The organism is Thalassotalea montiporae (genome assembly GCF_053485855.1).
In genome coordinates, this window is sequence record NZ_JBQRUO010000001.1 from 830,596 (window position 1) to 850,156 (window position 19,561).

The window sequence follows — 19,561 nt, forward strand, 5'->3', positions numbered from 1 at the left end:
ATTGTTCTCGTCTTAAAAAATTGGTTCTGATTATACGTATAAGTAGCCAGCTAGAAAATGATCCAGCTATTCATTGTCTTGTTTCTTTAGATCAAGGGTGCTTTAATTCAATTATTCTTCGAGCAACCAACCGTTAGTCGTGGCGATGCCTATCTGCTCTAAAACATAGGCCCAAAGTTTAGGGGCTGATGTTTCCAAGTGCTTATTGCGATTGATAACTTGCTGCTTGTAAACCTTGTTCTGTGCCCAACTGCCACCATCATTCTTCATATTTTGAATAAGCGGTAAAATACGATCCATTGCTTTAGCAAAACTAGCGTCAGGTGTTTTTGCTTGTTCAAACTCATGCCACAGCGCTGTGAAGTATTCTTTTTGCGTGTCAGGTAATAGGCCAAAAATACGATTGGCAGCAGCAATTTCTTTATCCGACTGCTCGGCGAGTATTGCTTTTTCATCAAAGGCAAAGGTGTCGCCGGCATCAATTTCTACAATATCGTGTAGCAGCAACATCAGTGTTACGCGTGAGATGTCTACTTTACCTTCCGCATAAGGTGCTAATACGTGTGCCGTTAGGGCAATGTGCCAACTGTGTTCGGCACTGTTTTCAAAACGATTGTTATCGGTTTTGATCAGGGCGCGGCGATAAACCGCTTTTAATTTATCTAACTCTAAAATGAAATCGAGTTGTTGAGATAGTGCTTCCATTACGGCTCCATCAATGAAATGTGGTGGTCATTTTGGGTAAAAGTGCTTAGTGTTAGCTAACGTTAAATAGCCTCTAATTCTTTTATTTCACCTAATATTTTTACGGTAGAAGCAGCAAAACCGAGTGCTGTTTCTTGTGAAATAGTTAGCCAAGCGTGTGTATTTGGTTCATTTACGGTGTTGCTTTGAGCGTATTCACAGTCAACGAGTACGGGCGTTATATCTAAATGAAAGTGACTAAAGGTGTGTCTAAACTCAGTCAGCTTTGTTGTTTTTATACTATTTAAGCCAAGCTTATCGAGCGTTGCTGGAATTTGGCTTTGGCAGTCAGTTTCTAAAAAGCACCAGAGGCCACCCCAAATGCCTGACGGTGGCCTTTTTTCCAGAAGCACTTGCTCGCCAACTTTGGGAATAATCATCACGCATTGTTTAACAGGTGTTTCTTTCTTTGGCTTTTTTTGCGGAAAGTTCGCTTGCTCGCCAGTGGCATTGGCTAGGCAAACTTGCTCGACTGGGCAAACATCACATTTAGGTTTGCTACGTGTGCAAATGGTAGCACCCATATCCATCATAGCTTGATTAAAAAACTGCACGCCATCAGCTGGTGTCAGCTTTTCCGCAATTGGCCAAAGGGTTCTTTCGTACTTGGCTTGGGCGTTGTGACCTTCTACTAAATAACAGCGCGCTAAAACACGTTTCACGTTGCCGTCTAAAATCGGGTGGTGCTGGCCAAGCGATAAACTGAGTATTGCTCCCGCTGTAGAGCGACCTATACCGGGTAGGGCGATCACCTGTTCAATCTCGGTTGGAAACTCGCCGCCGTGCTGAGCAACAATATGCTTGGCAGCTTTGTGTAAATTTCGCGCACGCGCGTAGTAGCCAAGCCCCGTCCAGTGATGCAGCACATTATCTTCATCAGCTTGCGCTAGTGATTTCACATCAGGAAAGCTCGCCATAAATCGTTCGTAATAGGGGATAACAGTGGCGACTTGGGTTTGTTGCAGCATGATCTCAGAAATCCAAACGCGATAGGGCGTTTTATTCTGCTGCCAAGGTAGATGTTTTCTACCCTCTTTGTGATACCAAGTAAGAATGTCGTTACCAAATGCTTTGGCTGACTGGGCGGATATAGTGATTTGATCTGTCATAGCGGCGACAGTGTAGCGAAAACTGACACTGGAAAAAAGCTGATAAAAAGGGTTAACAAAGGCTTACAACGCAAAGCATAGAAAAGATCAGTAAAAAGTTGGTGCAAAACCTTGTCTGATGATACCTATTCACTCTATGCTCATGCCAGAAATTTTATTTACGCTTACTTTAATGGACATACAGAAATGAAAGCTGAAGCAAAAAATCGCAGCCGCCGATTAAGAAAAAAATTACGTGTTGATGAATTCCAAGAGCTAGGATTTGATGTTGCATGGCAATTAGCGGCAGATGCCAGCGAAGAGCAGGTTGATACGTTTGTCGATGACTTTATCGTGCAGGTGATTGAGCCTCGTGGTTTAGGTTTTGGCGGAGAAGGTGATACTTTGTGGCATGGTTTAATTTGCACAATGGACATTGGTAAGTGCACAGAGGAAGATCGCCAAGCGGTTGAAAGCTGGTTAAAAGATAAAGGTGCAGTAGCTGTTTCGGTATCAGCGCTTTACGATGTTTGGTGGGGATAGCTCCACCAAACCACGTTAACAACCGGTTTTAGCTTTAGTCTAAGCTTTTGTTTTAGCTTATGTTTAAGCCAACGGAAAAAGAGCTAGGAAAATGCACTAGATAAAGCATAAGGTAAAAAGCACAGGGAAGACTAAATTTGACACAAGCGTTACTTTCTCCTCATCAAATAACCGAACAACTGGCGCTGCTGCCATTAACCGCTGAAGACGCCTCACCGCTATTTACCCTTATCCAGAAAAATCGCGCTAACTTAGCCAAATATCTTTATTGGGTAAGTGATGTAACCGATGTTGCATCAACCGAACGTTATATTCTTGAGCGTGTGAATAGTGGCTTACCATCAGCTACTTGGCTGAAAATTCTTGATAATCAGCAAATCTGTGGTGTTTTCGGGATTAAATTTATCGATGCTGACAAACAATTGGCAGAAGTGGGCTATTGGTTAAGCAGCGACAGCCAAGGAAGAGGCATTATTAGCCAAGTTATCCGCTACATGACTCATTTACTCGCCAAACACAAAGTTAGCTACTTGAATATTGCATGTTTAGAACAGAATGCTGCCAGTATACGTGTTGCTGAAAAGGCGGGTGGTCAGCTTGTGAGTGTTGAGCCTAAGTTCTTGAAGGTCAATGGCGATTGGCAAGCGTTACTGACCTTTCAAATCCCTCTGAAAAATAAACACGCCCTTGTGTAGAGGCTAGTAGATATTACATTTTGGCTTCTCGCGACTCTTTCTTGAGTTTAAGCTGCTAACATAAGATAATACGCCGCCATTTTAACCGCTAAGATGATTTTCGATGACAGAAAGAACCCACAAAACCATTGAACAAGCAAAGCAGGAAGGTAAGTACATTCGTACGGTACGTAGCTTTGTTAAACGTGAAGGACGCTTAACTAAAGGTCAGGCGCACGCGTTGGATAACCACTGGCAAGACATGGGCTTAGATCATCAAGACGGTATGCTCGATTACGCCCAAGTCTTTGGCAACGACAACCCAGTCGTGTTGGAAATTGGCTTTGGTATGGGCAAGTCATTGGTTGAAATGGCTAAGAACGCACCAGAACTAAATTACATTGGTGTTGAGGTTCATCGCCCAGGTGTTGGTGCTTGTATTGGACTGGCTGTAGAGCAAGAAGCCAATAACCTAAAAGTATACGAGCACGACGCGATTGAAATTTTAGCTGACTGTATTCCAGATAACAGCTTAACAACAGTACAGTTGTTTTTCCCTGATCCTTGGCACAAGAAAAAGCACCATAAGCGCCGCATTGTAAAACCTGAGTTTGTTGAAACTATTCGCCAAAAGCTAAAAGTTGGTGGCGTTTTCCATATGGCTACTGACTGGGAAAACTATGCTGAGTGCATGTTAGAAGATATGCAAAGTGCGCCAGGCTATGAAAACTTGTCTGCAACCAATGACTATGTGCCTCGTCCAGATAATCGCCCGCTGACTAAGTTTGAAAACCGTGGGCAGCGTTTAGGCCATGGCGTTTGGGATATTCAGTTTAAGAAACTGTAATAATATAAAACCACTTAAAACAAAAAGCAGAGCTATAAATTTAGCTCTGCTTTTTTTATGAGTCTATTTTATTGGCACTACATCCTAAGATTTAACGTGCTTCTTCCTCTTCATTAACTTCTATTACTTCACTGGTCAGTCGCTCGGTAAATTCTGCGAGCTTGTCTTGTTCAACGAAAAATAAATGCTGACTGTAGCGCTTGTTACCGGTTTGCACTAACCAATCGTCATCAATAATTTGCCAATGAAGCGCCGCTTGTAATACCCGGCTAGGGTATTGTCCCCAATAATATTGGCTGGCGTCGATATGGGCTTGATTATTGGGCGTGAGTTCGCTGCGCTCTTCAATTAGCCTTTGTTCAAGGTGCGCTAATACTTTTGGCTTTAGCGATGTCATGATCTCGCGTTTAAAGCGATTAAAGCGTTTGGCTCGGTAAAGTTGCCAAGCCATCCAAATAAGCAATAAGGTTGCGGCTAATGCTAAAATTTCCACTGCAACTACTCTGTGTTAATCACTGCGAATAATATAGCGCGCATACTAGCAGTATATTGTCCAAAACATAAGGCGTGGTTCTCCAGAACCTTAAGACAACTCTTGTTGATATTGCTTGCGATAACGTTTGGTTAGCTTGGCTTTATTGAGCTGATCTTTAACAAGGCAGCACAGTGCCGAAGGATATAGATTCGGCTTCTTACCTTGGCCTAAACGTTTCAGCTGTTGTTTAACAATCGCCATTGTTGCTAAGCCACTTAGGGTTTTGTCTTTCCAGTTAACCACGGGTAATGGGCTGACGTAATCCGGTTGCTTTTGCCACTTATTTGGCAGTTGTGGCGTCATCGCCAATGCGGTTGCCATGCCAATTAGCTGAATATTTTCAGCCAGTGCTTGTTCTGCGACGGCAAGGCGTTTAACGCCACCTGTCACCATAATCGGCATTGTAGCCTTAGCTGCTAGTTGGCTCGCAAATGACAAAAAGTAAGCCTCGCGTGCAAGAGTTCTTTCATCCGCACTGCGCCCTTGCATAGCAGGAGCTTCATAGCTTCCACCTGATACTTCGATAAAGTCCAGATTGTAGGGAGCCAACATTTCAAGCACTTGCTCAGCGTCATCAACATCAAAACCGCCTCGTTGGAAATCGGCTGAGTTGAGTTTTACCGACACAATAAAATGTTCTTCTACATTGGCTTTGATGAGTTTAACGGTTTCAACCAAAATACGGGCGCGATTTTCAATGCTGCCGCCCCAACGGTCGTTTCGCTTGTTGGTGAGTGGTGATAAGAATTGGCTGAGCAAGTAACCATGAGCCGCGTGAATTTCAACACCGTCAAACCCAGCTTGTTGCGCACGCTGGGCGGTAATTGCAAAGCGGTTGATAACGTCTTGAATATCATCTTCGCTCATTGGTGTTGGTTTAGGGAACATATGACTGTGCTTACCCATGTCCATTGCGATGTCTGATGGTGAAATCGCTTTACCGCCTAAATTTTTGAAGACTTGTCTACCTGGGTGATTGATCTGCATTACCACTTTGGTATCGCCGTGTTTTGCCGCTTGTGCCCAAGTACGAAAGGCAGTTAAGTCGGTTTCTGCTTCCAGCGCTACGCCACCAGGCCCTGTCATGGCAAGATGATCAACCATTACATTACCCGTAATAATCATACCAACACCACCTTGTGCCCAAGTGCTGTATAGGCGCATTAATTCAGTGCTCGGCAGTTGATTATCGGTCGCCATGTTCTCTTCCATCGCGGCTTTTACTAAACGATTTTTCACTTGAATGCCACTGCTGAGCTCAAGCGGCGAATAGATGGGCGAAGTATTGGGAGATTTCATTTAGGTAGTTACGTTATTGTTATCATTATGGATTGCTAAATAATAACCAGTTTACGCAAAATGCCTAGCAGTTTTATGCTTTGAGCTAGATTTTGGAGCCGTATTTTAAAGGCCAGGGTTCAAAGGCCAGGGTTCAAAGGCCAGAGTTTAAAGGCCAGAGTTTAAAGGCTAAGGTTTAAAGTCAGCTTGTTCATGCATTAACAGTTTCGCCTTTAATGCTAAACCACCAGCGTAACCCGTTAGCTTTTTGTTAGCACCAATCACGCGATGACAAGGAATAATCAACGCAATTGGGTTTGCACCATTTGCTGTGCCAACTGCTCGCACCGCTTTTTCATTATTAATGCTTTTTGCTAACCAGCCGTAACTGACGGTTTGGCCAAAAGGAATTTCGGTGAGTGCTTGCCATACCGTTTGTTGAAATGGTGTGCCTTGTGGGGCGAGTGTTAAATCAAATTGTGTTCTTTGCCCTGCAAAGTACTCGGTTAATTGTTGCGTAACTTCGCTAAAATGCTTATCGCTTTGTGCTGAGTTTTCGGCAAACTGTATCGGCGCAGCACCTTGCTGAAAGGCGAGTGCAGTGATGCCGTCATCATTGGCGGTGATTGCTATCTCACCTAGCGGTGAGTGGTAAATAGTGTGGTACATAGCGCTAATCCTGATTTTAGTCGTTTTTGCTTTAGTAACTGCTTTAGTAACTGCTTTAGTAATTGGTTTTAGTCATTTTTTAGTTATACAGATTATTGCGCTTTGAGCGATAGCCAAAGGTATAACGTGGCATATGCTCGCCAAGGTTGCCATTGCTCGGCGCGTGCCAATATTTGCTTCACATTGGGCTTATTATCTTCAACTGTGAGAGCCTTGATGACTCCAAGGTCACTGGCAGGGAAGGCATTAGGATCACTTAAACCGCGCATTGCAAGGTAGTTTACTGTCCATGGACCAATACCTTTGAGCTCCACCAGTGTTTTGGTCAGCTCATCAAGCGATTGGTAATCGGTAAATAATGCTTCGTTTTGTTGATAAAACTCAACCCAGCGAATAAGTGTGTCAATGCGAGATTGCGTTAAGCCAAGTTGGCCGAAGTCAGCCGTTTTAAGATCATTAACCGATGGGAAGCACTTATTCAACTCGGGGTGGTTTATCGATAGTGGTTGCCCGTATTTTTCAGCAATACGGCCCGCATAGGTAGTAGCTGCTTTAACGGAAATTTGTTGACCGAGAATAGCGCGAATAGAGAACTCGAAAATGTCCCAGCAGCCAGGCAGGCGAATTCCTGGGTTTTGCTCAATTTGTTTTGCCAACAGCTGATCACAAGCTAGGTGTTGGTGAATTGCATCCATATCTGCGTCTAAATCAAATAACTTTCGCACTTTCGCAATTACTTGATCGAGCACGGATAAATCATCAAGCGCGACTGTCAGTTTTAATGCATGCTTATTAGCAACATCTGTTACGCTTATCCAGCCAGCCACGTGGCCGAGTAAAACACTTCGCTGATAGGTTTGCTCGCCAACAATTTCGATACCGGGTAGTTGCCGAAGCCTGAAAAATTCAAGCATAGCCTGCCAATCAAAAGGGGGGCGGTAACTGAGCAGTACGGAAATCTCGTTTCCTTGTAGCTTTTTACTTAGTCGATTACGCACTTGTTGAGGCGTTTCTTGATACGTAGCTTTTACCGCCTCGTTGAATCGTCGAATACTGGTAAAGCCAGCAGCAAAGCAGACATCAGCTATCGGTAAGTTAGTGCCCGTGAGCAGTTGTCGGGCCTTTAGTAGCTTTTGATGCTGGGCATACTTACTCGGTGGCAAGCCAAAATGCTGTGAAAATAACCGCCTTGCTTGGCGCTCTGAAATGGCAAAACGTGTTGCTAGCTCGCTCAGTGATAATCCTTCTTCAATAGCATCTGCTAGCTGCTGAATTGCTGGGGCGAGCTTTTGCGCAGGCGCTAATTCTGGCAAACAGCGCTTACACGGCATGTAACCCGCGTTTTGCGCTTGAACTGCGGTGTGAAAATAACGAACATTTTCTTCTTTAGGCGCGCGTGCTGGGCAAATGGGGCGGCAAAAAATGCCTGTGGTTAGTACTGCAGTATAAAATTTACCATCGAATCGGGCGTCTTTGCTTAACCTAGCCCGCTGACAAACATCAGGGTTTAGTTCAGATTCGCAGCTTAAGCTGTTGTCAGGTGAAGAAACATTGTCCAAGCAAAGCATAGTGATTTGGTCTGCAACTTGTGTTTTGTTCAGTGTATCAAAAAAACAAAATTGCACTGGCGGAAATCGGCCATCTATTCAGCATTAACGTTCAACTTATACCACGATTCAACGCCCGAATCTGGTTTACCTGTTGCGATATGTAAACAGGCTGGGCAATAGTTACACAGCTCATTATGTAGTTGTTGCTAAATTGTTAATTAATCGAGCAAAAGTCGGGATTTTATTGACAAGTTTTTCAAACTCGCTATAAAAGGTGTTTAATCTGTATGCTTTGCCGTGCCATTAAATAAAATACGTGCAAGCTGCGAGTCCTTTTTCGAGCGTATGGAATGCCAATGAGTGACATGTTTTACTATGACAATAGATTAAGTCGACGCGTACTCGGCTATATTCTACTGTGCAGTGTAATTTTGTCGCTAGTCTCTACCACCATTCAGCTTTATTCCGATTACAACGATTCCCTAGATCGACTCGAACAGCGCTTCAATAATATTGAAACCAGCTATATTCCCTCCATGGCGACCAGTTTGTGGGACTTTAATAAGTCGTTGATGGAGCAGCAAATCAAAGGTATTGCTGACCTGCCAGATATTTCTTACGTGAAAGTGATTACTGATTTAGGCAGTAGTTATGAAGTAGGGGATGAAGGCGCAATAGTTAAAGAGCTATATCGCAACTATCAAATAAATTACGGTGAGAATGAAATTGGTGTTTTAGAAGTGTACGCCAATTATGAAGATATATATCAGCGCTTATGGCAAAAAGCGGGTGTTATTATCGCCACTGAAACCATTAAAATTTTTATTGTTACCTTCGTTATTATGTTGGTGGGACACTGGCTTGTTGCCCGCCATATCTATCGTATAACTGACTATGCTCAGCAGCTTGCAACTGACAATTTAGACGTTAGCTTGAGGCTCGATGGTCGCCGCAGAAATAAAGACGAACTCGACATTCTGGTCGATGCCATTAACACCATGCGTCTGCGCATCAAACAAGATATTGTTAAACTTGAAGAAGCAGAAAATGCTTTGCTTAGTTTAAATGGTGAATTAGAAGTTAAGGTGTTTGACCGCACTGCTAAGCTGCAAGAGAGTAATGCCCAGCTTCAGCAATCACTCGATGACTTAACCTTAGCTAAAGACCAATTAGTGCAGTCAGAAAAAATGGCATCACTTGGTCAATTGGTCGCTGGGGTGGCACATGAGGTGAATACACCGCTCGGTATCTGTGTGACTTCAATTACAGCGTTGAAAGAAAAAGTCGATGCATTGAAAAAGGCAGTTGATGATCAAGAGCTAACCAAGTCGCAATTGTCAGACACGTTAGATCTTTTAACTGAATACCAGCAAATTATTGAGCGTAGTTTGAATAAGTCTGTTGAACTGATCCGTGGCTTTAAATCGGTGGCGGTGGAACAACATACAGATCCAGAGCACAAAATTAATTTAGCGCAACATGTTAATGATGTGGTGAACACAGTGAAAACCATGTTTAAGCGCAAGAAATACAACATTCATATCGATTTAGATAAAGACTTTGAATTTGTGACTTTCCCCAGTGCGTGGAACCAAATTCTGACGAACTTTTTAATGAACTCCCATATTCATGGTTTTGAAGGGCGTGACGAGGGTGAAATTTCGATTAAGTTCTCTGAGAGCAACGGTTATCTCACCATGCTTTATCAAGACAACGGTCACGGCATTGATGCTGAATTAAAGAAAACTATTTTTGACCCATTCGTTACTACTAAACGTGGTCAAGGTGGTTCGGGGCTAGGCTTAAATATTGTGTTTAACTTAGTGCACTCTAAACTGGGCGGCACAATAACTTGCCCAGATGTAGACGCTGGATGTTGCTTCAAGGTTAAAGTACCAGTTGAGTACGTTGAAAAGGCTGTGTTTAAAGAGTCTATGGCCTAAATTTCTGCAATGTCAGCTTCAAGGTTGTTCAAGCTATCATTATTAATGACAGGTACAATTGTATACTAAGACATCGTTTACTAATACATAAACGCACCGTGCTCATTAACGACTTCACACTATTTTCCACACTAATAACAATAAATAAGAAAGGAAATTCAACATGGCAATCGTATACAAGACAAGGACGCAACTTGTAGTAGAGACCATTCGAGAAAAAATTCTAAGTGGTGAAATTACCGCGGGCCAGCCGTTACGCCAAGCAGCGCTTGCCGAAGAACTAAATGTTAGCCGTATTCCCGTGCGCGAAGCCTTATTGCAATTAGAAGCAGAAGGACTAGTCGCTTTTGAACCGCACAAAGGTGCAACTGCAACTGAATTAAACGTTGACCAAGTTGATGAGTTATTTGAACTTAGAGCAATGCTTGAAGCAGATTTACTGGCCGCATCGATTCCAAACTTGTCAGAAGAAGACTTGCGAGAAGCGAAAGTGTTATTGGACAAACTGGAAAACGCGTTAGGGAAAGAAAATGCAGCCAATACTTGGAGCCAGCTTAATTCCGATTACCACAATTGCTTATATTCAGCGGCCGACAGACCACAAACCCAAGACTTAGTAGATACGTTAAATAAAAATGCTGATCGCTACATTCGTATGCATTTGCTTTGGGCAGGAGGGATTTCTAAAGCTGAGTCTGAGCACAATGATATTTTGGGCTTATGTCAGGCAGGTAATGTGGAAGGTGCCGTTGCGGTATTGAAACAGCACATCTTGGGTTCTCGCGATGAAATCAAAGCCTTCTTACTCGCTCGCGAAAAAGGCAGTAAGTAAAACGTTATAAATAACATTGCCTTGGCCGTTTTTACCAATGTGTTTGTTGGTAATTACTAACTTGGGCTGTGATTGACATTTTTCATACAAATCTATAGTATTCTCGCCCTTAAAACGACCAGTAATTCAAGTTTTAACCGCCAATGCTTTATGGTTGCCCGCCAACCAGAATATGGCGATTTTGCTGGTTTTTGACTACTTTTGTTAGCCATAACTCAAGTGGTTATTGCAAGTCATAGCAAGCCATTGCTAATCACATTTTCACTAACTTTTTACACGAGAATACGATGTTTGAAATTCATGCGAGTAAGGTTTCAAGCCTGAAAAATGATGTTCTATCAGGTTTGACCGTGGCATTGGCATTGGTGCCAGAGGCAGTTGCATTTGCCTTTGTTGCTGGTGTTGAGCCGTTAGTCGGCCTTTATGCTGCCTTTATGGTGGGACTTATCACTTCAATTTTTGGTGGCCGCCCAGGTATGATTTCGGGGGCAACAGGTGCCATGGCAGTAGTGATGGTAAGCCTTGTTGCTTTGCATGGCGTACAATACCTATTCGCGACCGTAGTGCTCACCGGCATACTGCAAATACTCGCTGGTATATTCAAACTTGGTAAGTTTATTCGCTTAGTGCCACACCCAGTGATGCTGGGCTTTGTTAACGGTTTGGCGATTGTTATTTTCCTTGCTCAACTTGGTCAATTTAAAGTGGCAAATGAAGAAGGTATTTTCGTTTGGATGCAAGGTAATCAGTTAGCCACAATGGCGGGTTTAATTGCGTTAACAATGGCTATTATTCACTTCTTACCTAAGCTAACGAAAGCAGTGCCATCATCATTAGTCGCGATTATTGTGGTGACTTTATTGGCGCAAAGCCTAGATTTAGATGCTCGCACAGTTGTTGATTACGTTCGTGATATGACTAACGACCCAGCAGCAACAATTGCCGGTGGCTTACCGCAATTTGCGATTCCAGAAGTACCATTTACCTTTGAAACATTGCGAATTATCTTCCCATTTGCGTTAGTACTTGCTGCTATCGGCCTAATTGAATCACTACTAACGCTAACGCTGATTGACGAGCTAACAGGTACTCGTGGTCGTGGTAACAAAGAGTGTATCGCGCAAGGTGCATCAAATACTGTAAACGGCTTTTTCGGTGCCATGGGTGGTTGTGCCATGATCGGACAATCAATGATTAACGTGAACTCTGGTGGTCGTGGCCGAGCTTCAGGTATCACGGCTGCACTTGGCTTGCTTGGTATTATCTTATTTGCATCTAGCTTAATTGAACAAATTCCATTGGCGGCGCTAGTTGGTGTCATGTTTATTGTCGTCATTGGTACTTTTGAATGGTCAAGCTTCCGCATAATGCGCAAAGTACCAAAGGCTGATGCTTTTGTTATCGTACTAGTATCTGGTGTTACGGTTGCTACTGACTTAGCAGTCGCGGTAATTGTTGGTGTTATTGTCTCAGCATTAGTCTTTGCTTGGGAGCATGCTAAACACGTTAACGTTAAACGCTCTGTTAACAATCAAGGTTCAACAGTTTACGAAGTTAATGGTCCGTTATTCTTTGGTTCTGTATCTAGCTTCCTTGATCAGTTTGATATGGAAAATGATTCAAACGACGTTATTGTTGAATTTAAAAACTCTCGTGTTGCTGACCACTCTGCGATTGAAGCGATTGATACTTTAGCCGAGCGCTATATTGCTCGTGGTAAAACTATGCATTTAGTGCACTTAAGCTCTGAGTGTAAGCAGCTATTAGAAAAAGCAGGCGACTTGGTTGAAGTGAATGTGATTGAAGATCCTGATTATCACATTGCAACCGACAAACTTGCCTAATAAGTTGGTTGAGCGCTGACATAGTGCAGCGCTTTAGCTTGCTATACTTGCCTAAATACGAGATGTTAGGCAGGTATAGTGGCTTATCTGCTCCATCTAATTTTGCTACATCAGATAATGTAGAGAAAGTATGCAATTAGAGTTTTTTGACGTTCCTAGCCCTTGTATTGGTGTTTGCCAATCAGACGAAAAAGGGCACTGCTTGGGTTGTTTTCGCACTCGCGAAGAACGACAGCAGTGGATTACTTTATCCTCCGACGATAAGCAAAAAGTCATTAAGCGCTGTGTGCAACGTAAGAAACGCAAAGATAAAGCTAAGCTAGCGCCAAGCAACACAGTACAAAATGTTTCAGTGCAAAACAGCTCAGCAGAGTCTTCACCTCAAGCATCACAAGAACAAATAGCAGAGCAAGTCATTCAACCATCCTTACTTGATCCCACACCCAAAAGCACAGCTAAAACTACCACTTCGTCAAACGATGAGATGGACTTTGGTGATTTTGAACTTTAGTTTTCAGCTTTACTAATAAACTTTACTAATCAGTTTTATCAGCCAGCTTTGCCATTCTGCTTTAATAGCCTTGCGCTTGTCCGTCTTTGCGCATTTCGCTGGCACCGTGGTAAACCCCAGTTTGAAGATCTTTTAGAATAGCTTGATAGCCACCAAAAGGACCACTGGTGATATGTATTTTGTGACCGCGTTTTTGCAACTCTTTAACTGCACTTGCTGTCACGCCACTTTCTAACTCAAGTACACCACCATCTTTCATTCGGCCTTCCCAAGTGGGCGATGTTGAACCTTTGTGGTGGAATCGAGCTGCATCACCAGCTTGCTGTACATTCATGCCAAAATCGACAATATTAGTCACCATTTGCACATGTCCTTGCGGTTGCATCGCACCACCCATTAAGCCAAAGCTCATATAAGGTTTATTGTTTTTGGTGATAAATGCCGGAATTATCGTGTGAAAAGGGCGCTTTGCTGGCGCGTAAACGTTTGGGTGGCCTTTGGTTAGAGAGTATTGTGCGCCGCGGTTTTGGAAAATAAAGCCCAGACCATCAGCGACTAAGCCTGTGCCCATACCGCGATAATTGCTTTGAATTAAGCTCACCATCATGCCATTGGCATCGGCAACTGTTAGGTAAATTGTATCGCCTTCGATAAGTTTAGGGTCGCCATGTTCAACTTGCGTGGCTGCGCTGTTCATGTCGATAAGCTTAGCTCTGGCTTTGCCATATTGTTTTGACAACAAGTAATCTAAGTTGATGTTTTGGTAATCAGGATCTGCGTAGAATCTGGCGCGGTCTTCAAAGGCAAGCTTTTTCGCTTCGGTCATGACGTGCAGATAGTCTGAACTATTGTGCCCCATGGCATTTAAATCAAAATTTTCAAGTACAGTGAGCATTTGCAGTGCGGCAATACCTTGGCCATTGGGCGGCAACTCCCAAACATCATAACCACGATAATTGACAGAAACTGGTGTAACCCAAGTACTACTGTGGCTGGCAAAGTCTTCATACCTTAGTGGGCCGCCTATGCGTTTGAAGTAGGCGTCCATGGTTTTGGCTATTTCACCTTGATAAAAAGCGTCGCGCCCACCCTTAGCAATTTGTGACAGCGTATTCGCTAAATCAGGGTTCTTGAATACTTGGCCTTCGACTGGTGCTTTGCCGTTAATTAAGAAGGTTGCTTGATAGTTAGCAATTTCTTCAATTTCACCCGTTTTATGTAGTTTTTCATAGCGTTTTTGATAGATTTCCATGTAGTAGGCGATAACTTCTGTAACGGGAAATCCTTGCTTCGCATAAGCAATTGCTGGCGCTAGGTTTTGCGCCATCGATAGCTTGCCAAATTTTTTGTGAAGTTCGAACCAAGCGTCAACGGTTCCGGGGACTGTCACTGGTGGCGTTCCCCAGTTTGGAATTTGCGAAACATCACCAATTTTCGCTTTTAACTGAGCGAGAGTTTGTCCTTTGGCTGATCGCCCTGAGCCATTTAATCCGTGTAGCTTTTCGGTTTTGGGGTCCCAGACAATCGCAAATAGATCGCCGCCGATACCGTTCCCCGTTGGCTCCATGAGTCCTATGGCTGCATTAGCAGCAATAGCCGCATCCATTGCGCTGCCGCCATCTTTTAATATGTCGATTGCTACTTGGCTGGCGAGTGGGTGAGAGGTTGCTGCCATACCATTCATCGCTAGCACTGGTGAGCGAGTAGCCCAAGGTGCGCCAACAACGCGGTCGCCTCTGCCGTCTTCCCGTAAAGTCACGGTTTTACCGGTTACATCATCGACGATAGTGCTGGCTTCAGTGGCCGTACCCAGAGAAAGACCCATTGATATACCGATAATTAAAGGAAAAGCGCAGATTTTCATGTTGAACTCCATATTTGGGCTTGTTGTTAATATAGCGTTTGTCGGCAATAAAGTTCAATTTATGGGCTATTCAAGATGTTATCACTATGATGGGAATGAGTTATTTGAAGGAGTTATTTAAGGGAACTATTTAAATGAATTGTGTGAAAGAATTATCTAGCGCTTTGCTAAGTTCTTACTAATCATGAAGGTACAAGATCAAAAAAGCCTCACCAGTTGGTAAGGCTTTAATATTTAGGTATTACTACTTAGGCATTAGAACTTAGGCATTTGAATACTAGATATTTTAGTATCGTGTCATACAATACCCATTAAATAGTGGTTATTGACGGACACCTTCAATATGCAGGTCAAACATAATATTACCAAAGTCCATTTTATAGCCGAAATCTTTCATTGCGATTTGCGTTGAACCTTCAAATCCTGCGCGGTAGCCGCCCCAAGGATCTTTGCCTTCGCCAACTTTAACGGCATCAATCACAATTTCTTTGTCCATGCCCTGCAGAGTTAGGGTGCCGGTAATTTTGAGTTTGTTGTTACCTAAGTCTTCTACTTTAGTGCTAACAAACTCTGCTGTTGCAAACTTACTAACATCAAGGAAGTCGTCGTTGCGAATATGCTTGTCACGCTCAGCGTGGTTTGAATCGACGCTACTAGTGTCGATTTTTAACATAATTTTACTGTCAGCAACTTTATTGGCGTCATAGCTAAAGTTACCTGAAAACTTGTTAAAGCGACCAGTAACATAGCTATAACCTAAATGACTGACTTTGAAATTAATCGCGGCATGCGCGCCTTTAGTGTCAATCACATAGTCGGCTGCCATTGTTGGTAATGTAGTTGCAGCGCTCAATAGCACTGCTAAAGCTAGTTTTTTCATGGAATTATTTCCTATTTACTTTTGTACGCTTGGTGGTGTACTCATTAGTTAATACATTTAATATCAGTGAGCTAACGCCAAAAAGCAGGTTAGTTTTTTTGCCCGCAGCTACTGCTGTAAGGCAGGTTGTTTTCCAAGCAAAATTCTTCGATTAATTGCGTTTAGACATTGCCTTCAGACATTCTCGTTAAATCATTCGACGTAGCGTTTCATCTTTGTCGATGAAATGATGCTTTAATGCCGCCAATGCGTGTACAACAACTAATGCAATTAGTGTGTATGCCAAATATTCGTGTACTACGCCGGCAATGTCTTCTTGGTTTGCAAACAGTTCACCAAGCGAGCCGACATTAAACCAAGTGAAAACTTCTATGGCTCTACCGTCTGCGGTTGAGATCAAATAACCACTGGTCATTATTAAAATAAGCAGCAGATAAAGCAGGTAGTGCATGATAGTAGCTGCTTTTTGTAAACTTGCAGAGGTAGATTGAACGGCCTTTGGTGATGGTGTTAAAAGTTTCCACAGCAAACGCATAAAGGTCGCGATCAATAGCAAAATTCCGATACTTTTATGCCAATGTGGTGCGGTTTTGTACCATTGGCTGTAATAGCTTAAATCAACCATCCAAAAGCCAACGGCAAACAAGCCAATGACCACAATAGCACTTAACCAGTGAAAGAATTTGGAGACTATGCCGTATTGGCTTTCACTGTCTTTTAACATCTCGACTTTCCTCATTAACCTTTATTTCAATTAGTATTACATACCGCTGAATTTAAGCTCTCAGCGCCGTTCGCATTAAGATTTCAATTATTGGTGTTTATCTGCAAACCGCAATTTATACCAATTCACAATTTTGTGTTTGCTTGTATTCACCTTTGCAAGCGCGAAAGTTATATAACGCAAAGGACGAGCTAAATGACCTAAGTGCTAGCCATTTGATTGCAGCTTAGCAGGCATCTTTGCATTTCTTTACATTAGCCTATAAAAAAATATCGCTCGATGCTTATCTTAAGTTATTGAAACGAGTCGTGGGATAGTCTCATTTGTAAATTCTCTGTAAAGGTTGTTCGAATGTGATTCAAACTGGTGTCGGCTAATGACTAACGATAAAATGGCTAATCTTTTCTTTTCTACTTATTCTGTTAAGAAGCTTTCTATGGATAATCTTATTCGTCAATGTTCCTTTATTGCGGGGCAATGGCTGCCAAGTGAGCAATTGTTTCCAGTAACAAACCCAGCTAACAACCAAACGGTGATTGAAGTCTATGATGCTGGAGCTGCTGGTGCTGTGACGGCAGTTGAGGCAGCCTATTCGGCAATGCCGAGTTGGTCTAAAAAAACTGCGCAACAACGAGCAGATCTTATGCTTAGTTGGTTTGCTTTGATCATGGAACATCAAGATGAACTTGCCCGTTTATTGACGTTAGAGCAAGGTAAACCGCTGGCAGAAGCAAAGGGAGAAGTTAGCTACGGTGCATCATTTCTGCAATGGTTTGCTGAAGAAGGTAAGCGAGTTTACGGTGATATTATTCCGCAAACCAACGACAGCCAACGTTTATTGGTGCTGAAGCAACCGGTTGGTGTGGTGACAGCGATCACCCCGTGGAATTTTCCCAATGCGATGATCATGCGAAAGGCTGCAGCTGCACTAGCCGCAGGTTGCAGTTTTGTGGTTCGTCCTGACCCGCAAACACCACTTTCGGCATTGGCGCTGGCTGCGCTGGCGGAACAAGCGGGCATTCCTGCTGGTGTTTTCAATGTTATTGTGTCTGAGCAAGCGCAAGCAGTGGGCGAAGTGTTAACAACGCACCCCAAGGTAGCTAAGTTTACTTTTACCGGTTCAACCCAAGTGGGCAAATTGTTGATGAGCCAATGTAGCCAAGGGATCAAAAAGGTTTCTATGGAGCTTGGTGGTAATGCGCCGTTGATTGTTTTTGACGATGCCGATCTTGAATTAGCGGTGCAGGGCGCGATTCAATCTAAATATCGCAATGCTGGGCAAACTTGTATCTGCACTAACCGTATTTACGTGCACAACCGTATACGTGAGCAGTTTACTGAGCGATATGTCGCAGCGGTAAAGCAGTTGAAGTTAGGTGATGGGTTGCGTGAAGGCATCGATGTTGGCCCGTTAATTTCAGCAAAAGCGGTTGATCGCATGCAAAGTCTTATCGATGACAGCTTAGCGATGGGCGCAACCTTAGTTGCTGGTGGTCGTGCTGTATCAAAAAGTAACTTTTTCGAACCTACTGTACTCACTAACGTGACTGATGAAATGTCTGTGGCGGGAGAAGAAATATTTGGCCCTATATCGCCGATTATTGGTTTCGATGACGAGGCCGAGGTTATTAGCAGTGCTAATGCTGTTGAGGTTGGCTTAGCTGCCTACTTTTACAGTGAAAACATTCGCCGGATATGGCGAGTCGCAGAACAGTTGGCATTCGGCATGGTCGGGATTAACGATACTGTGATCTCAAATGCGGTTGCGCCATTTGGTGGTATCAAGCAGTCAGGCTTTGGCCGTGAGGGTTCTAAATATGGATTGGATGATTACTTAGTGACTAAGTACTTATGCTTGGGAAGCTTATCCGATTAGCTATTCAAAATATTGGATTGTTGATGATAAATAAGCGGTGAAACAGCCAAGGATGGTGTTGTGCTTTTTATTAACTTATTCAAGTGCTCATTAAGTTTTTTGCGAGCAAATCACGATAGTGGAATATGCAAAGCGCTGATAGTTAACGCAAAGGTGAATTAGCCATTTACAAGGCTAATTCAATTACCATTTCGCGCAGCTCCTCTTTGGAGATTGCGTTGTCGTGGTTTTTATCAAAACGCTTAAAGATACTCTCACACATGCGAATACCTTTGTCTTGTAACAAACAGTCAATCAGTTCAACGAACTCGCTACGGTTAATCATGCCATCGCGATCTTCGTCAAATACTTCAAATAGCTCGTCTACCCATTGGTTAAGTTCCATAACACTCTCTTAATGCCAGGTAAAAACAGGATTAAAACTTTATCGCGTCTAGCGAGATAATGGAATGAATTATTTCAATTTTCTGATTGGTCGTAGCAGTACCTGAGCAAATCTATAGCAGTTAGACGCTAATTTGGTCGTTTCTATCACTATTAGATTGTCTTTTCATGCTTATTGAAAGGGTAAGAATTAACTGCTGCTTAGCCTAGCTTAGCCAAGGCATAACTGTTCTATTCTATTGATTAGCGCTGTTTGTTGCCGATAATTGCTATCAGTCAGCGTTGTAATCGGGTAAAAGTTTTCTGCTGTGAACACTGCCACTACACCCGCATTGCGATTACCTTTAAGCCCTTGATGAGTTTGTGTGCGAACTTCCTTGATATCGTCAAATGTTAGCAAGACACGGCGCTTGCCTCGCAATGAAAACTGGCTGATCAGCAATTTACGACTGGTGCTATCAAAGATAGACAGTTTGAAATCAAGCACGAGTAAACAAATGGTCGGGACAAAGAAGCCCAGTAAAATAGCCGCAAGCGATAACTGCTGATGTAGTGTGGTAAATAAGGTCAGTGACTCCACGGCGAGACATGCAATGGCTAGTTTGCAAGGATAGCTAGAAACAATCAGCAATTCACCTTTCTCAATAACTTTCACAAAACCTCTTTAACACCTGTTGTTACGGGCTATTAGTTCAATTTTAGCTGACAATTTCGTAAAGTTTTACGTGCTTTGCTTTACTAGCGCATATAGCCGTTGAATAACGTTGCGATTAGC

Annotated in this window: 19 protein-coding genes; 8 read left to right on the top strand and 11 right to left on the bottom strand. The window is 43.0% G+C overall.

All coding sequences use genetic code 11. The features are described from left to right. Positions 1–111: 111 nt before the first annotated feature. Together ACSLUR_RS03555 and mutY are read right to left on the bottom strand one after the other, a co-directional pair. Positions 112–705, bottom strand: coding sequence for an HD domain-containing protein (locus ACSLUR_RS03555; RefSeq protein WP_448551857.1), 594 nt, complete (start codon positions 703–705; stop codon positions 112–114). A 62-nt stretch (positions 706–767) separates the two neighbouring features. After that, a complete protein-coding gene (gene mutY / locus ACSLUR_RS03560) occupies positions 768–1,853 on the bottom strand; it encodes an A/G-specific adenine glycosylase (RefSeq protein WP_448551859.1) in 1,086 nt (361 codons plus the stop codon). A 111-nt stretch (positions 1,854–1,964) separates the two neighbouring features. Between mutY and ACSLUR_RS03565 the strand changes: the two genes are divergently transcribed. From ACSLUR_RS03565 to trmB, 3 genes are all read left to right on the top strand, one after another. Continuing rightward, positions 1,965–2,375, top strand: coding sequence for a 50S ribosome-binding protein YggL (locus tag ACSLUR_RS03565; protein WP_448551861.1), 411 nt, complete (start codon positions 1,965–1,967; stop codon positions 2,373–2,375). A 137-nt stretch (positions 2,376–2,512) separates the two neighbouring features. Continuing rightward, the gene (locus ACSLUR_RS03570; protein ID WP_448551863.1) at positions 2,513–3,070 is read left to right on the top strand and encodes a GNAT family N-acetyltransferase; all 558 of its coding nucleotides are present in this window, start codon (positions 2,513–2,515) and stop codon (positions 3,068–3,070) included. 103 nt (positions 3,071–3,173) lie between these two features. Then, on the top strand, positions 3,174–3,896 hold the full coding sequence (gene trmB, locus ACSLUR_RS03575; protein WP_448551865.1) for a tRNA (guanosine(46)-N7)-methyltransferase TrmB: 723 nt from the start codon (positions 3,174–3,176) through the stop codon (positions 3,894–3,896). A gap of 91 nt (positions 3,897–3,987) precedes the next feature. Here the strand turns inward: trmB and ACSLUR_RS03580 are convergent, their stop codons facing one another. The 4 genes from ACSLUR_RS03580 to ACSLUR_RS03595 all read right to left on the bottom strand — a co-directional run bounded on the left by ACSLUR_RS03580 (position 3,988) and on the right by ACSLUR_RS03595 (position 8,003). Further along, complete coding sequence (locus ACSLUR_RS03580) at positions 3,988–4,389, bottom strand: hypothetical protein (protein ID WP_448551867.1); 402 nt, start codon at positions 4,387–4,389, stop codon at positions 3,988–3,990. Positions 4,390–4,479: 90 nt separating this feature from the next. Next, entirely contained in the window at positions 4,480–5,730 is a 1,251-nt protein-coding gene (locus tag ACSLUR_RS03585) for an NADH:flavin oxidoreductase/NADH oxidase family protein (RefSeq protein ID WP_448551869.1), read from the bottom strand. Positions 5,731–5,898: 168 nt separating this feature from the next. Continuing rightward, positions 5,899–6,378, bottom strand: coding sequence for a methylated-DNA--[protein]-cysteine S-methyltransferase (locus ACSLUR_RS03590; RefSeq protein ID WP_448551871.1), 480 nt, complete (start codon positions 6,376–6,378; stop codon positions 5,899–5,901). 92 nt (positions 6,379–6,470) lie between these two features. Beyond that, positions 6,471–8,003 carry a DNA-3-methyladenine glycosylase 2 family protein gene (locus ACSLUR_RS03595; RefSeq protein WP_448551873.1) on the bottom strand — a complete coding sequence of 511 codons (1,533 nt, stop codon included), beginning with the start codon at positions 8,001–8,003 and terminating at the stop codon, positions 6,471–6,473. A gap of 281 nt (positions 8,004–8,284) precedes the next feature. Between ACSLUR_RS03595 and ACSLUR_RS03600 the strand changes: the two genes are divergently transcribed. The 4 genes from ACSLUR_RS03600 (at position 8,285) to ACSLUR_RS03615 (ending at position 13,058) form a co-directional block, all read left to right on the top strand. Then, entirely contained in the window at positions 8,285–9,871 is a 1,587-nt protein-coding gene (locus ACSLUR_RS03600; RefSeq protein ID WP_448551875.1) for a sensor histidine kinase, read from the top strand. Between the two features lie 163 nt (positions 9,872–10,034). Then, complete coding sequence (locus ACSLUR_RS03605) at positions 10,035–10,703, top strand: GntR family transcriptional regulator (protein WP_448551877.1); 669 nt, start codon at positions 10,035–10,037, stop codon at positions 10,701–10,703. A 287-nt stretch (positions 10,704–10,990) separates the two neighbouring features. Then, entirely contained in the window at positions 10,991–12,547 is a 1,557-nt protein-coding gene (locus ACSLUR_RS03610) for a SulP family inorganic anion transporter (protein ID WP_448551879.1), read from the top strand. Between the two features lie 130 nt (positions 12,548–12,677). Further along, positions 12,678–13,058, top strand: coding sequence for a DUF1289 domain-containing protein (locus ACSLUR_RS03615; protein WP_448551882.1), 381 nt, complete (start codon positions 12,678–12,680; stop codon positions 13,056–13,058). A 61-nt stretch (positions 13,059–13,119) separates the two neighbouring features. Here ACSLUR_RS03615 and ggt read toward each other — a convergent pair whose 3' ends face one another. The 3 genes from ggt to ACSLUR_RS03630 form a co-directional block, all read right to left on the bottom strand. Beyond that, entirely contained in the window at positions 13,120–14,883 is a 1,764-nt protein-coding gene (ggt, locus tag ACSLUR_RS03620; RefSeq protein WP_448551884.1) for a gamma-glutamyltransferase, read from the bottom strand. A gap of 361 nt (positions 14,884–15,244) precedes the next feature. Continuing rightward, positions 15,245–15,802, bottom strand: a complete 558-nt coding sequence (locus ACSLUR_RS03625) for a YceI family protein (RefSeq protein WP_448551886.1) — start codon at positions 15,800–15,802, stop codon at positions 15,245–15,247. Between the two features lie 187 nt (positions 15,803–15,989). Then, positions 15,990–16,526 carry a cytochrome b gene (locus tag ACSLUR_RS03630; RefSeq protein WP_116014634.1) on the bottom strand — a complete coding sequence of 179 codons (537 nt, stop codon included), beginning with the start codon at positions 16,524–16,526 and terminating at the stop codon, positions 15,990–15,992. A 436-nt stretch (positions 16,527–16,962) separates the two neighbouring features. Between ACSLUR_RS03630 and ACSLUR_RS03635 the strand changes: the two genes are divergently transcribed. Then, the gene (locus ACSLUR_RS03635; protein WP_448551888.1) at positions 16,963–18,402 is read left to right on the top strand and encodes an NAD-dependent succinate-semialdehyde dehydrogenase; all 1,440 of its coding nucleotides are present in this window, start codon (positions 16,963–16,965) and stop codon (positions 18,400–18,402) included. A 166-nt stretch (positions 18,403–18,568) separates the two neighbouring features. On the opposite strand, the gene ACSLUR_RS03640 is transcribed toward ACSLUR_RS03635, so the two are convergent. Further along, complete coding sequence (locus ACSLUR_RS03640; RefSeq protein ID WP_115999398.1) at positions 18,569–18,787, bottom strand: EF-hand domain-containing protein; 219 nt, start codon at positions 18,785–18,787, stop codon at positions 18,569–18,571. Positions 18,788–18,997: 210 nt separating this feature from the next. Continuing rightward, positions 18,998–19,441, bottom strand: a complete 444-nt coding sequence (locus ACSLUR_RS03645) for a hypothetical protein (RefSeq protein WP_448551891.1) — start codon at positions 19,439–19,441, stop codon at positions 18,998–19,000. Positions 19,442–19,561 lie beyond the last annotated feature (120 nt).

Excerpts from the sequence above, each read along its gene's own strand:
- ACSLUR_RS03555 (WP_448551857.1), bottom strand. The coding sequence starts at position 705 with ATGGAAGCACTATCTCAACAACTCGATTTCATTTTAGAGTTAGATAAA.
- mutY (WP_448551859.1), bottom strand. The coding sequence starts at position 1,853 with ATGACAGATCAAATCACTATATCCGCCCAGTCAGCCAAAGCATTTGGT.
- trmB (WP_448551865.1), top strand. The coding sequence starts at position 3,174 with ATGACAGAAAGAACCCACAAAACCATTGAACAAGCAAAGCAGGAAGGT.
- ACSLUR_RS03585 (WP_448551869.1), bottom strand. The coding sequence starts at position 5,730 with ATGAAATCTCCCAATACTTCGCCCATCTATTCGCCGCTTGAGCTCAGC.
- ACSLUR_RS03590 (WP_448551871.1), bottom strand. The coding sequence starts at position 6,378 with ATGTACCACACTATTTACCACTCACCGCTAGGTGAGATAGCAATCACC.
- ACSLUR_RS03600 (WP_448551875.1), top strand. The coding sequence starts at position 8,285 with ATGAGTGACATGTTTTACTATGACAATAGATTAAGTCGACGCGTACTC.
- ACSLUR_RS03605 (WP_448551877.1), top strand. The coding sequence starts at position 10,035 with ATGGCAATCGTATACAAGACAAGGACGCAACTTGTAGTAGAGACCATT.
- ACSLUR_RS03610 (WP_448551879.1), top strand. The coding sequence starts at position 10,991 with ATGTTTGAAATTCATGCGAGTAAGGTTTCAAGCCTGAAAAATGATGTT.
- ACSLUR_RS03615 (WP_448551882.1), top strand. The coding sequence starts at position 12,678 with ATGCAATTAGAGTTTTTTGACGTTCCTAGCCCTTGTATTGGTGTTTGC.
- ggt (WP_448551884.1), bottom strand. The coding sequence starts at position 14,883 with ATGGGTCTTTCTCTGGGTACGGCCACTGAAGCCAGCACTATCGTCGAT.
- ACSLUR_RS03625 (WP_448551886.1), bottom strand. The coding sequence starts at position 15,802 with ATGAAAAAACTAGCTTTAGCAGTGCTATTGAGCGCTGCAACTACATTA.
- ACSLUR_RS03630 (WP_116014634.1), bottom strand. The coding sequence starts at position 16,526 with ATGTTAAAAGACAGTGAAAGCCAATACGGCATAGTCTCCAAATTCTTT.
- ACSLUR_RS03635 (WP_448551888.1), top strand. The coding sequence starts at position 16,963 with ATGGATAATCTTATTCGTCAATGTTCCTTTATTGCGGGGCAATGGCTG.
- ACSLUR_RS03640 (WP_115999398.1), bottom strand. The coding sequence starts at position 18,787 with ATGGAACTTAACCAATGGGTAGACGAGCTATTTGAAGTATTTGACGAA.